The sequence below is a fragment of the Thalassoroseus sp. genome, from assembly GCF_984380535.1.
In genome coordinates, this window is record NZ_CFHRBF010000009.1 from 229,525 (window position 1) to 244,001 (window position 14,477).

7 protein-coding genes are annotated in these 14,477 nt (G+C 55.6%); 4 read left to right on the plus strand and 3 right to left on the minus strand.

The annotated features are described in order from the left end of the window. Positions 1–90: 90 nt before the first annotated feature. On the minus strand, positions 91–5,031 hold the full coding sequence (locus tag AC5DDB_RS14470) for an outer membrane protein assembly factor BamB family protein (protein ID WP_491740441.1): 4,941 nt from the start codon (positions 5,029–5,031) through the stop codon (positions 91–93). Positions 5,032–5,319: 288 nt separating this feature from the next. Here AC5DDB_RS14470 and AC5DDB_RS14475 point away from each other — a divergent pair, with 288 nt between their 5' ends. From AC5DDB_RS14475 to AC5DDB_RS14485, 3 genes are all read left to right on the plus strand, one after another. After that, positions 5,320–6,057, plus strand: coding sequence for a GNAT family N-acetyltransferase (locus AC5DDB_RS14475; protein ID WP_491740442.1), 738 nt, complete (start codon positions 5,320–5,322; stop codon positions 6,055–6,057). Positions 6,058–6,142: 85 nt separating this feature from the next. Next, a complete protein-coding gene (locus tag AC5DDB_RS14480) occupies positions 6,143–7,192 on the plus strand; it encodes a KpsF/GutQ family sugar-phosphate isomerase (protein ID WP_491740443.1) in 1,050 nt (349 codons plus the stop codon). Positions 7,193–7,195: 3 nt separating this feature from the next. Then, entirely contained in the window at positions 7,196–10,372 is a 3,177-nt protein-coding gene (locus AC5DDB_RS14485; protein WP_491740444.1) for a hypothetical protein, read from the plus strand. A gap of 115 nt (positions 10,373–10,487) precedes the next feature. On the opposite strand, the gene AC5DDB_RS14490 is transcribed toward AC5DDB_RS14485, so the two are convergent. Then, positions 10,488–11,996, minus strand: coding sequence for a sulfatase family protein (locus tag AC5DDB_RS14490; RefSeq protein WP_491740445.1), 1,509 nt, complete (start codon positions 11,994–11,996; stop codon positions 10,488–10,490). Between the two features lie 64 nt (positions 11,997–12,060). Here AC5DDB_RS14490 and AC5DDB_RS14495 point away from each other — a divergent pair, with 64 nt between their 5' ends. Further along, the gene (locus AC5DDB_RS14495; protein ID WP_491740446.1) at positions 12,061–12,891 is read left to right on the plus strand and encodes an STM4013/SEN3800 family hydrolase; all 831 of its coding nucleotides are present in this window, start codon (positions 12,061–12,063) and stop codon (positions 12,889–12,891) included. 268 nt (positions 12,892–13,159) lie between these two features. On the opposite strand, the gene AC5DDB_RS14500 is transcribed toward AC5DDB_RS14495, so the two are convergent. Further along, entirely contained in the window at positions 13,160–14,329 is a 1,170-nt protein-coding gene (locus AC5DDB_RS14500; RefSeq protein ID WP_491740447.1) for an AAA family ATPase, read from the minus strand. Positions 14,330–14,477 lie beyond the last annotated feature (148 nt).

A 14,477-nucleotide genomic window follows, 5' to 3' on the forward strand; every position in this document is an offset into this window, starting at 1 on the left:
GAATGAAGCGGAGTGAGCGATGTCCGCTTCGATCATTCAGAGCATACCCGAATTGCTGGATTCTTTGCCAGCATGCAGCACGACGTGTTGTTAATCGCCTGTACCGACGTCTTCAGCTTTGGCGGGGGGACGCGGAGTCGCCTGCAATTGAATCCGCATGTTATACGTAACAAGCTCGATTCGTTTGTCACGCAGATCGACTTCCATCGAACGGAAACCGGAGGAATTCGTGGCCCAGTCGTGGTCGGCAACCTTCCAACCAGTGTGCTTGTCGAAGGCGGTGAGTTTCGTCGAGTAAAACCCGAAGTTGCCCTTCTGCTGATATTTTGCCGAGAAGAACATCAATAGCGGCAAGTTAGAAAGTTCCTCCACGATGCACACGGTATCGGTCACGCTCGAGTCCCATTTTCGTTTGCCGGTTTGACGGTCGAAGACGATGAACCGGCCGTTCATACGGAACTGTTTAAGTTGCGACGAAAAATAGACGTGGTTGCGGCTGCGTTCGTTAAGGAACAAATAAACCTGGTGCGAGTCGACCAGCAAGAATCGTTCGGTCAGGTTCTGTAGCCATTCGGCCGGGAACGATTCGAACTTCTGCACGAAGCCGGTTTCCATGTCGATCATGCTGAGATCACCCGTCGCTTGTACCGCCGCGAGGTAACCATCTTCTGTGGTCGAGAAATAGGTGGATTCCGGGAAGCTGCGTTGCCAACTCACTTTCATTGTTCGCGGATCGACAGCTTTAATCGCAGCCTTTGCACCGCTCAATCCCAAAAGACTGGCAGAGGATCGTCGTTCCGACAGAATCAAATGTCGACCGGTTGTGTGAACCAACTTCTGCACGAGTGACGAGGCGTTCTTGAGATCGATTTTGCGACCGTCAAACGCGGAATACGCTTGGATTTCCGACATGTTCTGCGGGACAAGCAATAAGACATCATCAGTGCCGTAGACTACGGACCGTGACGGAACACGGTCTCGCACCCAGCGGACTTCTCCGGTGAGGGCATCGAGGACGGAAATTGAACGACGACCGTAAACGCAAACATATTCACTGTTCGCGACCGCCAACATGCCGTCGTTGTAAGCGCGTTGTCGAGTGCTTGAGCTATTCGAAAAGGAACTACCGGTTTGCATCGCTTGCATGTTCGTGCGACTCACCGAACGTCGACTGCTGCCGTTGCCTCGCAAGTCGAGGGCGTGTGTCCACAAGATGCGTTTCTCTTTTGGCGCGAGTGCATGAACAATATCGCCATGGACCAGGAACAAGATCGAACCGACTGCCTGTGACGAAATCATGCTTTGATGCGGGGCACCGTGCTGCATTTTCAGCGGGACGATCCATTCGATCTGACCGTCTTGCAATCTCTTTTGCACAAGTTGCTGATATTGATACTGAAATTCCCAGCGGAACTGCTGCAGATATGGTGTTCGATATGGCGGATCATTCAGCACGCGGGTGGTTTCGCTTGATGAATAATAGGAACTCATCAACTCCAACGACACACTTTGATCAGACCAAGACACCGGACTGTGAAACGTTCGAGTTGGGTCGTGAGTGGTTGTGTCGTCGAGCTTGTCGGCGGGGAATCGGCGTTGTCGTTGTTGCCGGACGGCGGCCGCGTCTGCAGGAAGTCCGGCTTGTTCGAAACAGGTCGCCAATTTCTCGTAGGCGATCTGCGCGGTTGTATTGTCGTCGGTTTGGATGAGTCGTCGCAGATGAAGTTCCGCATTTCCCCACTGTCCGTTTTCGGCATAGCGGTCGGCAAGTTGGATGCGAACCTCGCGGGCCAGCGGATGGAAACCGAACAAGTCGAGAAACTCTTCGACCCGTTTGAACGGTTCCGATTTTTCGGTGTCTGTTCGCCAGAGGTTGTCTGCGTGGGTACGGACTAAATCATCCAACTGATTGCGGTCGGTTTCCGAGCTATCTTGCCAGAGCATCGACAAACGCCCGGCGAGCCACTGAGAAAGCTTGACCCGTACGTCGCGGTCGTCGCCACGCGGCACCAGTTCATCATGGGGGGCGTCGGCGAGTTTCAAATAGGCATGAAACGCGGAGCCAACATCGCCACGAGCACGAAACCGTTCAGCCGCGAGTTGCTGCACGAGACGCTCGTGTTCGGTGTGTTGTTGCGTGAGTTTTTTCAGGGCGGCGAACTCGGCGTCGGCTCCTTCGAGGTCTTCTCGGATCAAATGTGACACTGCCGAGATCGTGGCATTCGTCCAACGAGTTTGATCTTCCAGTGAAAGTTCTTCGGTGGCGATGGATCGCAACTTGTTCCAGGCGGCGGCATGATCGTGATGCAGTAATTCAATTTCCCCCTGACGAAGTAACGCCCAGGCATCTTGGGGGTTGTCTTTCAGCCGATCTTGAATGGCCTGCTGGACGGCATCGCGTTGCTCGAACGCCGTAATGCCATTCGGGCCGACGGAAATCAGCAAGCCTTGATGCATCAACAGATTGCCCAAGGCCGAGCGATTCTCGGGGAGAAACAATCGCGATCGAATCTTCCCGGTTCCCAACTCAACCGACAACAGTTGCCCCGAAAGTAACGGCAAATGGTACACACCTTCGACGGCAATTCCGTGTCCGGATGGTCGCATCAGATCGTCATTGCTTTCGGTGTCTTTTTTGTATTCCAGCGTCCAAGCGGTTTCGCCAGTGGTAACGTTTTGAGCTCGCATTTGTGTGCGGCCGACGAAGACGGCTTGGTCGTTGAATACGCCAGCCAAGTACAAATCGTTTTCGCGGTTTCGTTGCCATTTCGGTTGACCGGTAAACAAGTCGAGACAAACGACCTGTTGTGATTCAGGGGCGGTGAAGACGACGTTGCGGCCGGAGACAACAGGAGCAGACGGTGTCCAGCGACCATTAAGCGATGTGGGCTGAACGACAAAACTCTCGTTGCGAGAATGAGAATGTCTCGGTTGTGGGGACGGCGGATCGTAACGATGGGACCACAAAATCGCGTGCTGAGTTTGGTCAACCGCGACCAGCCAACCGATCGTTGTCGGGCAGACGATCACACCATCTTTCACGGCGGGTTGAGCATTCCACCAGCGACGACCGAAATCGAGTGAGATTTCCGTATCGGTGAAGGCGAGCAGTTGTGACCACTGCGGTCGTCCCGTTTCAGGTTCCAATGCGAACAACCAGATTTCGCTGTCTTTCTCACCGATGACGTACAGCCGGTTGCTATCCGATGTGGGCACGCCGGAAAAATACCAACCGGCTAATCGGCGATCGAACGGTTCGTCCGTCGCTTGACCACCAATCTCCCATTCCAAGCGACCGGACCGGAGATCGTATGCGGAGATCTTGTTGCTTGAGAAATCGCGATGGTATGGGTCGGTATTGCCGTTCTGAAACGCCCAAGTGTTGCCGGGTTGGAATTGCGAGAGAATCGCATGGTCTTCGATGACGTACATTCGCTGTCCGTCACTCGAAATTACTCCCCACGTTCCATTCCGGAAAAGGAGGTTCGTTAGCTTATCTTGTTCGGCGTTATAGCCGCTGTAATAGCCGGGGGAACTGGTCGGGAAGGCCAAACCCTGTTGTATACCCAGCCCTGGACCAATTGCCCCATTGAACGGACCTGGCAATCGCACGCCGGAAAGAATCCGCTCGGCGGACAACCCTTCGCGAGTTTCCCAGATTTCGGTTCCACTTTCGGCATCGTAAACAGAGACGCCGCGAAGTGTGCGAGTCACGATTTTCCCATCCACTGCAATGGGGAAGAACGCGGGCAGGGGGGAACGACCGATGTCGATCAAATCATCCGCAAGCATCTCGATGCTTTCGACACCGTGTTCGAAGTTCGTCAGCGGATGATGCCAACGTGGCAGCAGCAACGGTTCATCGCCTTCCACAGTTCCCGTGCGACTGGCGTTCCCCAATAACATGGGCCAGTTCTGTTGCACGGGGGACATCGCAGAGGAGGTCTGTAAACTCCCGATCACTTCCTGCGGTTTGACGACGGTATTCGCACCAACCGTGATTGGCTCGGCCGTTCCGTTCAACTTTTCGATCAGCTCATCCGCGAGCGGATTTCCGACGGCCTTCAGGACGATAGCGGCTTTGAGTTGCCAACGCGGATTTTGAGTGATCTCGGAATTTGACTTCAGCAACCGTGCGAACCAACGAGCGGCCAAACCGAGTTCGCCCCGATCTGCGTGATACATGCCGACGTAATTGAGTGCATCTTGTCCGGCCTGAGTGTGGAAGTACCGAAACGCGATTTGCCCGATTGCCTCCGCGTCTCCCTGTTGAACGGCCTCGTCAAGTAATTGCTGAGCACGTCCCCCGTAATTCGCCCGATACAAATTGAGGTATTCCGCCGGGAGTTCCGCGAGCAGATCATTGGCGATATCCGCAGCAGGGGTCCACTCACCGTTCTCCTGCCGAATGACGGAAAAACTTGCGGTTCGGGGGCTAGCTTCCTCGGGTTTGGCCTCCGCCGAGCCCAACAGATGAGCGAGCGTATCCATGGCGTTTTGCCAGTCGGCCGGTTGATTCGACTCCTTGGCAGATTCGATGAATCGCTTCGCCCGCCGCAGCGCTTTGGCCATTTCCCGATCATGCGGAGCCCGCAGGTCGATATGATCGCGAGCGGTTTTCTCGTCCTCTTCTTCGTCGTTTTCCGTCGCCGCTTCGGCTGGACGAGTTTGTTGCGGTGGAGCGTTCGGAGTGTTCTTGTTCTGCGGAATGATTTTCTGTGGCGGTTTCTGCCCAAAAATGCCCCGAAAGATCTGCCCAAGCGGATTCGCGGCCGGTTTCGGTTTCGCCGGTTTCTCAGGTTTTGCGTCGGCCGCTTCACCTTCTTCGGCCACGGCTTCTTCGGCCACGGCTTCTACGGCCGCTTCGGTGACTGCTTCCGCAATCTTTTCGGCAACCTCGCTGGGAGTCGGGGCCGGTTTGTCATCAGCCCAACCCACTACAGGAGACCACAAGGACGCCAGCAGAAACATCAATCCGATCCCACTCCAACGCACGCGGGAACGGACCAGTACTGTTCGAAAATCAATCATGAAAGCCCAGCCTTGACGAGCAGTCGCCAATCGTGTTGAGATAGCGAGTCACACATCCAGTATAGCGGTGCAAATCGAGAATAACACGGGTTGAATCGACTTCGTTACATTCCAAAGGCCATTCGAGTCGAGCGTCGATGTTGCAGAAACCCACCCGAATCGCAGAGCTGTCGCGGCGAACGGTTTTTCAGTTCCCTTCGTCGAAATTGCGCTGTCTTAGCGTAACCCCGGGTTTTTAAGGTGGTTCTACCTACAGTGTCGTAGCCACACCATCCTTCCGAGACTACCATGGTCGCGTTCATTGCCAACTCGCAAGTCGTTGCTCGATATTCCCAGCAGATCACCGAGGACTTCGCCCGACGGAAGTCGATCGGGAATCGCGACGATTTGCCAGCGGTTTCCATCTCGTTACTTGGCAACCGGGGATTTCTCGTCCCGGTGAGTGAATGTCACGCCGATTTACCGTCGGTCGTTCGCTTGTTGACCGAGTTTCGCAAACCAATCACGACATTCCCCTCGTTTTTCGAAGTTACCGAGGAACGAACTCACCGTTGGTTGAGAGCGCACCTGCTAGATGTTCCTGACCGAATCCTGTTTTTCGTCGTCGATCCCACGGGGCAGATCATCGGTCATGTCGGGCTGACACACTGTTTGAGTCCCGAGCGAACGATGGAACTCGACAACATTGTTCGCGGGGTGCCCGATGCAGAACCCGGGCTGATGTCATTGGCAGTCCGTCAATTAATTTACTGGTCGCAGGCAACATTCGATCCCTCCGATATTGTGCTGCATGTGATGCAGGACAATTCGCATGCGATCCGATTTTACGAGCGACTCGGCTTCGTGGTGACGGGCTCTCAGCCGTTACGACGCATTGAACTTCCTGACGAAGTTCGGCTCGAACCTTTTGACACAGAACAGGTTATGGAGCCAGACGGTTACTACGTCACGATGACGCATCGACCCGCGACTGCCTTCAACGGACCCCATTTTCCTCTCGGACACGCCGCTCAAGGTTCGGATTGACCCGTTGCCGGAACCAGGGATATACTCCGCGCCACTTGCGAAATTCCCTTTTCCGGCAGGTGTTCCTTCGTCAAGGATGACGCCCATGAACTCCGTGGCCGCTTGGTCTGATAGTCCACTGACACCTTTTGAACAGCTCCGCGAAGCCCGCGCGATCTTGCGGGACGAGGCCGATGCACTATTGGCATTGTCGCAACGACTCGACGCGTCGTTCTGCGAAGCCGTCCGATTGATTGCGGAGTGTGAAGGCTCCGTGATTGTGACCGGAATCGGCAAAGCCGGACTGATCGGGCAGAAAATTGTGGCGACATTGTCGTCAACTGGGACGCGGTCGCACTTTATGCATCCGGCTGAAGCCGTCCACGGGGACTTGGGGTGTTTGCACACGAATGATGTGCTGCTCGCCCTGTCGAACAGTGGCGAAACCGAGGAAGTCAACCGGTTGTTGCCCACGATTCAGCGAATGAAAGTGCCGATTGTCGCGGTGACGGCGAAGAAGTCCAGCACGCTCGGTCGTGGTTCGACAGTCACAATTCCGCTGGGAAAGATCGAAGAAGTCGGTCCACACGGCTTAGCACCGTCGACCAGCACCACAATCATGCTGGCGATTGGCGACGCCCTCGCGTTGGTGGTGGCCCAACTCAAGAACTTCTCGCCACAGGAGTTCGCGGTTTATCACCCGGGCGGAAGTCTCGGACGAAAGCTGGCACACGTCAGTGACGTCATGCGGAAGGGCAGTGAACTGCGGATCGCCTCGGAAGACACGACCGTTCGCGAAGTCTTTATGCGAGTCGAACACGTCGGACGTCGCACCGGTGCCGTAATGCTAGTCGACAAAACCGGTCGTCTGAGCGGTCTTTATACTGACAGCGATTTGGCGCGGCTGCTGGAGAATCGATTGGATGCGGAACTCGATGCCCGCATTGGCGATGTGATGACGAAAACACCGCTGACGATCAGCCCCTCTGCACGGTTGGCTGACGCGGTCGAGTTACTTTCCAGCAAGAAGATCAGCGAACTTCCGGTCGTCGATACCGATCACCAACCGATTGGTTTGATCGACATTACCGACGTCATCGGCTTGCTGCCTCGCGACGAGGATACGTCGAATCAATCTCTTTTGGATGCGGGGTAAGCCGTGACTGTGATGCCGCCTCAGGGAACACCGTCTCCATCCGGTCGACCACCCGCGGGTGACACAGGATGGGGGCGATTCGCATTAACGGTGATGACTGCCGGGATTCTCACGGGGTTCTATCTCGTGTACTCGATGGTCATCAATCCGATCGTGGAATCTCCGACGATCGGGCGGAACGAAAATCCGAGCAGTCTTCCACCCGCACCGCCGCCGATGCAGGGCATCAAAATGGCGGAACGCTGGTTGCCCTCACAACCTTGGGCTGCGGACGCAAAGTCCGTCATTCGCACCGATCAGGCATTCATTTATTTCGAGGATTACGAACTCCTCGACAATGACGAAGCCGTCCGCTTCACCCCATTCGCAATGATCTGGGTCGACAAAGATCACGATCCCGACAAGCAACCGTATACCGTGGTCAGTCAGTCGGCTTATGTGAAGTTTGCCAAGAAGTTCGACTTCAAAGACCCAGACCCCGGCCGGGTTATTGGCGGTTCGTTGGAAGGCGACGTCGCGATTCAAGGACCGGATGATCTGAAAGTGGCCGGTCGGAATTTTCTATTCGCCGAGAACGCGATGCAGATTTGGTGTGATGGCCAAGTGCGATTTCACTACGGTCCGCATCACGGTCATGGCCACGGTTTGCAGATCCATTTGATCGAAGACCCGGTTGCCAAACAGGAAGAAAAGTTGGCCGTCAAAGGGTTTCGGCAAGTGCTTTTACGTCGAAATGTGTCGATGGACCTCGAATTCCGAGGCGGTTCCGATGCCATGGGGCTGAATCGCGACACGAAGCCCGAGGACGACAACAAGTCGAAAGAGCCGACCATCGTGAAGGTCCGCAGTGCCGGGCCGTTCGAGTTCGACGTGGAACGCAACGTCGCCACTTTCCGCGATGAGGTGCGGGTGTATCAACCGACCGCTGCGGAAGAATACAACTCGCTCGAGTCGGACCGCATGACGCTGTTCTTCGAATCCGGCGAGAAAACGACGCCCGAAAAAGTGGTTGTGGAATCGGCGGAGGAATCCGACGGTTTTCAGGGTTTGGATTCCAAGCTGAAATTCAAACGTCTGCAAGCCGAAGGTCGGCAAGTCGTGTTGCGGTCGGAACGTAATCAGCTCACCGCGACCATGAATCGTTTGGACTACGACATCGACCTGCGGACGGCGAAAATGACCGCGTCGGAAGCGGTCCGTGTGCTGCAACGTCGGAGTGAAATGAACGCTCCGGAGATCGAACTCATCCACCGCGAGGGCGGGGAAGTCGATCGCGTGTGGTGTCGTGGCGAAGGTTGGTTGACCAACCTGGAGAAAACCTCCGACGACGTGGAATTCGCCGCCAAATGGAACCAAGAACTTCGGAAATATCCCGATCCGGCTGGCGGGTTGGATATCATCGAACTTCTGGGCGGAGTGCAAGTTCGCCAACCGAAACGTCAATTCGGACTGGCTGCCGATGTGATGCGTCTGTGGCTAGAACCGCAAACGCGACGACCGGGAACACAACCCGGAATCAATGACAATCCGAGCGAACGCATGCAGCCAAAACGGTTGCTGGCGTTGCAAAATGTGGCTGTCGTCAGTCCCGATTTGGAAGGTCGTACGAAACGCTTGGAAGCCTTCTTCGAACCATTTCCCGCCCCTGGGCAACCAATTCCACAGTTGACCGCGTTGGCGAAACCACAGGTCGTTCCCCACGAGACACAGGTTGCACAGACGGTGATGCAAGCCGATCGAACAGCCAAAACGGAGTCCGCACCGGTCATTCAGCTGGCTGCCTACCGAGCAGACAATACCATCGCAACGCCGGCGTCCACCGACGATGACAACCCAATCCACCTCACGGCCGACCTGCTCAAGGTGATGATTCTCCAAGGACAATCGGGGCGGAAGTCGCACATTTCCGAAGCTCACGCACAGAACGGTGTGCGAGTCGTGCAGTTCCGCGATGACCCGGACAAACCACTCACCATTGATGGCGACCATTTACACGTGGTCAATCCGCCCACCGGCGATCCCGATGGTCCGAATGCGGATGTCGACAAACACGATCAGGTCATGACAATCTTCGGAAGTCCCGCGCACGTGCGGGACCAAGGATTGTTGATCGAAGGCAAGGAAATCTTCCTCGATCGAGCTGCCAATCAATCAGCGGTACGGGGCAAAGGATTGTTGCAGTTACCCGTAAAACGGTCGCTCGACGGGCAAAAACTCGAACAGGAAACGCCGCTCGATATCCATTGGAGCGAGCAAATGACCTTCGACGGCAAACAGGCCAACTTCTTTGGGCAAGTCGCTGCCGTCTTGGGAGATAGCAGTCTTCATTGTGCCGAGATGGAAGTGTTTCTCACCGAGCGGATCGATTTCTCCACCGACCGTCGCCAATCGGGATTGGAAAATCGCAAGCCCGATGGAACGCGTGAGGAAACATCGAATATCGAAGTCGTCATCTGCAAAGACAACGTGCAGTTCGATAGTTACCTGTACGAAGACAAGAAAATCAGCGAAGTGCGGAGTGGAAGCTTCTCTGAGTTTCGGCTCAATCAGACGACTGGCGACACGCAAGCTCAAGGCCCCGGTTGGATCAAAGTTTGGCGACGCGGCAACGAAAACCGGGCCGCACTCGCTCCCAACTCCAAAGTGCAAGCGAATGCCGGGGCTGTGAAGAAAAAGGATGGCTGGGACTATCTGAAGATCGATTTCCATGGCCCAACGGTCGGGAACATCAACCAGAAAGTCCAGACATTTCAAGATCGTGTCCAAGTGGTGTATGGACCGGTCGAACGGTATCCACAGACTGTCAATCCCGACGACTTTGGACCGGAAGCCGGGTTGATGCAATGTGATCGGTTACAGTTCACACAGCTGGAAGACAAGAACGCCGCCCCTGTCGATGGCAAAAAGAAAACGACCTGGGTGGAGTTGCTCGCCGAAGGCAATGCGGAAGTCGAAGGCCGGACGTTCCAGGGCCGAGCCGATACCATTACCTTCGACGAACGCAAAGGCAAATACGTGCTGCACTCCAAAGCGCCGCATAAAGCGACGATCTGGCGGCAAGAACGCATCGGCGGTCCCCGAAGCAAAGCCGACGCTCAACAATGGGAATTCGTGCCAGGTAACAACACGATCAAAAAGCTCAAATCGATCGGAGCCGAAGGCCTGGAAGTCGTGAACTAGACCGTTGTCTTGCGGACTCTCCGAGACGAAAACCGCGACGACGCAAAGTCGACCACTCGCAGCGAACATCAGACGACATGCCCACGGTTCGCATGGGCATGTCGTCTGATTGCGTTTACCGTTCGACGCTTCGGCCGCTCTCGCGGATCGTTTCCGTCATTTTCGTGAGACGTTCCACGATTTCGGGATGCTCGTCGGCAACGTTGTTCTCTTCGGCGATGTCGGTGGACAGATCATACAGTTCGTACGGTTTGCCGAAGGGTTTGCCTTTTGGTTGTTGTCGACCGCCAGAACCGTTGCCGAGAACGAGTTTCCACTTCCCGTCGCGAATCGCGAACATCCCCGCGACGGAATGATGAATCACCGGAGCCGATCGCCGAATTTCTTTGCCTTGCAACATCGGCAACAGAGACACACTGTCTTCGGCCATGTTGTTGTCGAGTTTCGCTCCCACGATGTCGGCCGCGGTCGCAAACAAGTCGGTCAGGCACACGGGTTCGTCGCATCGTGATTCGGCGGCAATTTTCCCGGGCCACCGGACGAACAACGGCACGTGATGGCCCGCTTCCCAGATGTCCGCCTTCGTTCCGCGAAATGGTCCGTTTGCGCGATGATGTTCCGCACGGAAACCCTGAATCGACGAATCGTCGACATGGTCTTTCTTCTCAGGATCATCGTAACGAAACATATAGGAACCGTTGTCCGACGAGTAAAACACAAGCGTTTCGTCCGCGACTCCAGATTTGTCGAGCGCGTTGAGCACTTCGCCGACGGTCCAGTCGACCTGCATCACGAAGTCGCCGTATTCATTGAGTTTCGACTTGCCTCGGAAACGTTCGTGCGGCTGCGTCGGTTTGTGGGGTGCGGTCAACGGGAAGTACAGAAAGAACGGTTCATCTTTCTTCGCTGCGGTGGTGATGAACTCGACGGATTCCTTCGTCAGTCGATCAAGGACTTCGTCAATTTCAAAGTCTTCCGAACGTGGCCCCTTGCGGACAAAGTGCGGAAATTTGACAGCCGGTTGTTGGATCGACGGCGGAACTGGAAACCGATCGTTGCGAATGTAGACATACGGAGCCATGTCGAGTGAGGCACTTACCCCGAAGTATTGGTCGAACCCGTGATGGATCGGGCTGTCGGTGATTTTTCCATTCCAATCGATGCCGGGATCGCCATCCCATTGCGAACTCTTCACATCTTTTCCGGGCAGCATTGGCAACTCCATTCCAAGGTGCCATTTGCCGACCGCGGCAGTGTGGTAGCCGTTTTCGGTCAGCATATCGGCGATGGTATGGCGACCGGGTTCGATGAGCGGCGGACTGTAACCACCGAGTACACCGCTTTTGAGTTTCGACCGCCAGCAATACCGTCCGGTGAGCAACCCATACCGCGTTGGCGTGCAAACCGCAGATGGTGTGTGCGCGTCGGTGAACGTCATGCCTTCGCTCGCCAAACGGTCGAGGTTGGGCGTGGAAATCGTCGAATCGGAATTCAATGCATGAACATCGCCGAAGCCCATGTCGTCAGCTAAAATGATGACAATGTTCGGCTGATCGGCGGCGGAAGCGTGAGAGACAACAAGACTCAGCACCGCAAACGTGACAAGCAAAATCTGACGAGACATGGAGGATCGCTCTCCGTGAGTTGAATTGTGGGATGCAACTTTTCCAGCACCAGGATAACTCGCGATGTCATTGCAAACCACCAACACTGAAATCTTGTCCGCGCGGCAGATGATTGGCACGCACGACGTCTTGCTGATTACGTTGGATACATTGCGGTACGATGTCGCTCTGCGATGCTGGCAGGAAGGACGCACACCGTTCCTGAACTCTTTGCTGCCGGCGAGCGGTTGGGAACCGCGACATACGCCAGGGAGTTTCACCTTCGCTGCTCATCAGGCATTCTTCGCCGGGTTCCTGCCGACGCCCATTCCACCGGGGCCGCATCCGCGACTATTCGCCGCCGCATTCGCCGGAAGCGAAACCACGACCGAACGCACCGCCGTGTTCGATGCTCCTGATATTGTGACCGGCTTTCGTGACCGAGGATATCGCACGGTCTGTGTTGGCGGGGTTGGATTCTTTAATCCCGCGACACCGTTGGGGCGTGTATTGCCGGGGTTGTTTGACGAGTGTTACTGGTCCAAAGAACTCGGCGTGACCGATCCGAACTCCACCGCGAACCAAGTCGGGGTGGCGTTGGATTCGTTGTCACAGATTCCGAGCAGTTCGCGGGTCTTTCTATTCGTCAACGTGTCGGCATTACATCAGCCGAACCGTTTTTACGTGGACGGAGCCACCCATGACTCACCCGAGACACAAGCGGCTGCGCTCGCGTATGTCGACGGGCAACTTCCGCCGTTGTTCGAAGCTTTGCAAAAGCGTGGGCCGGTGCTGTGCGTGATTTGCTCCGATCACGGCACCGCCTACGGCGAAGACGGTTACATCGGGCATCGCTTGGCTCACCCGGTCGTCTGGACCGTGCCCTACGCGGAGTTCGTGTTGCCCGCAATTTGAGGCTCGTAGCCTGGGACGCGTACCATTTTGCACTGATCAAGTGGAACGGGTGGCATGTCCACGGCTTTGCGTGGACATGTTTCGACATTCGAGCCTTTCTGACTCATGCCCACCCCGAGCGGTGGGCATGCCACCCAACTTCTTTCAACATCAACTATTCAGTGAGATCATTGAACATAAATGCGAAATGGTACGAGATGCAGTCGTCCCGCCATCAACAGCGGATGCGCGCTGAGACCGGTTCCAGCCTTCGAAATTCCAAGACTGATTAATTCACGATCGTGTGACCGTCGGGTTTATGGCCGTTGTGGCGAGGAACGAACCCGATGAAGCGGTCGGATTTATCGTCCGAGCCGCGATTGCGGAACTCGTCCCACGCCCAATTCCACTCCCATTCCCGGCTGTCGAGGTATCGCATCACCAAGAGTTTCTTAAGTTCCTCGACTTCCGCGAAACTCAGGCCATTGGTCTGAGAGACCGCGACATCGACGGGGAGACAATCGACGATTTCTTTCGGCCAGTGCTCGACGATCAACTCGCGTCGCATGGCGGCATCGGGTTTTTCGAAGCGAATGAAAACATCGATTCGACCGGGCCGGCGAAATGCCGGATCCAACTGCTTGAACTGGGCGTTCGAGGTAAACAGGTACACGACGCCTTGGCGGATGCTAAGTCCGTCGAGTTCTGATAGAAACGTACTGTGATCACCCGAGGAACCAACATCGTCCCGGTTTCGCAGGGCTTGATCGAGATCGTCGAAAAAGATGATGCCGGGGCGTTGGAGTTCGAACAAGCCCCGAGCCGACCCGTGATTACGGGCCATTTCGTACTCTTCCGCCCGCACGGTTCGCCAATCGAAACCGAGTTTGCTGGCCTGATTGAGCAACCAGCGAGCGGCCATCGTCTTGCCGTTGCCCGGTTCACCCGCGAGCAGCACACCACGCTTCAACGGCACGCCGAAGCGTTCGAACGCCTCCGCACCTCGTTCGAGAAACCCAACCGTGTTGTCCCACAACCGGGTTCTCAACTCGGTTCTCATGACCGGCTTGATTTGCCGATGTTTCTCCTCGACACCTCGTCGCAGGTAACGGTAGAACATCGTCAGATGTTCCGTGCGACAGGCCCAAACATCGTTGAGCGGGCTGCCATATTCGTCTGCGAACGGATTGATCGCCCGAGCCAACGGCACCAACGTTTCCCCGATCTTCACGGCGAAGCGTTCGATCCCGAAAGACACGCCATGTCCTCGGCTGCCGGATTGAATCGTGCGGATCGGCTGGGATGCACCGAACCCGGTCGAACCTTCCCGCCGCACATGACGGTATAAGTAACCGGCGGTTTCGCAATCCAAATTCAACGCCCGCACCGTGCCGCCAAGCACTTCCGAGAGGCGTTGCAAAGTGAGATCGAGATCAGCTTGGTTGTCGCGAAGGCTCATGGAGGATCTTCAAGTAGAGAGGAAAAACACGAATTGCCAGCGAGTCTTCTAAGCGTTGCTGTGTAGTTAATACGAAATCGCGGACCTCCAGTTTCAGTGATTCACCAGAGTTTGCAAAAAAGTTGACACAGAATGAAGGTACTTGGTT

What these genes read in the sequence shown, in the direction of transcription:
- AC5DDB_RS14470 (WP_491740441.1), bottom strand. Translation starts at nt 5,031, where the DNA reads ATGATTGATTTTCGAACAGTACTGGTCCGTTCCCGCGTGCGTTGGAGT.
- AC5DDB_RS14475 (WP_491740442.1), top strand. Translation starts at nt 5,320, where the DNA reads ATGGTCGCGTTCATTGCCAACTCGCAAGTCGTTGCTCGATATTCCCAG.
- AC5DDB_RS14480 (WP_491740443.1), top strand. Translation starts at nt 6,143, where the DNA reads ATGAACTCCGTGGCCGCTTGGTCTGATAGTCCACTGACACCTTTTGAA.
- AC5DDB_RS14490 (WP_491740445.1), bottom strand. Translation starts at nt 11,996, where the DNA reads ATGTCTCGTCAGATTTTGCTTGTCACGTTTGCGGTGCTGAGTCTTGTT.
- AC5DDB_RS14495 (WP_491740446.1), top strand. Translation starts at nt 12,061, where the DNA reads ATGTCATTGCAAACCACCAACACTGAAATCTTGTCCGCGCGGCAGATG.
- AC5DDB_RS14500 (WP_491740447.1), bottom strand. Translation starts at nt 14,329, where the DNA reads ATGAGCCTTCGCGACAACCAAGCTGATCTCGATCTCACTTTGCAACGC.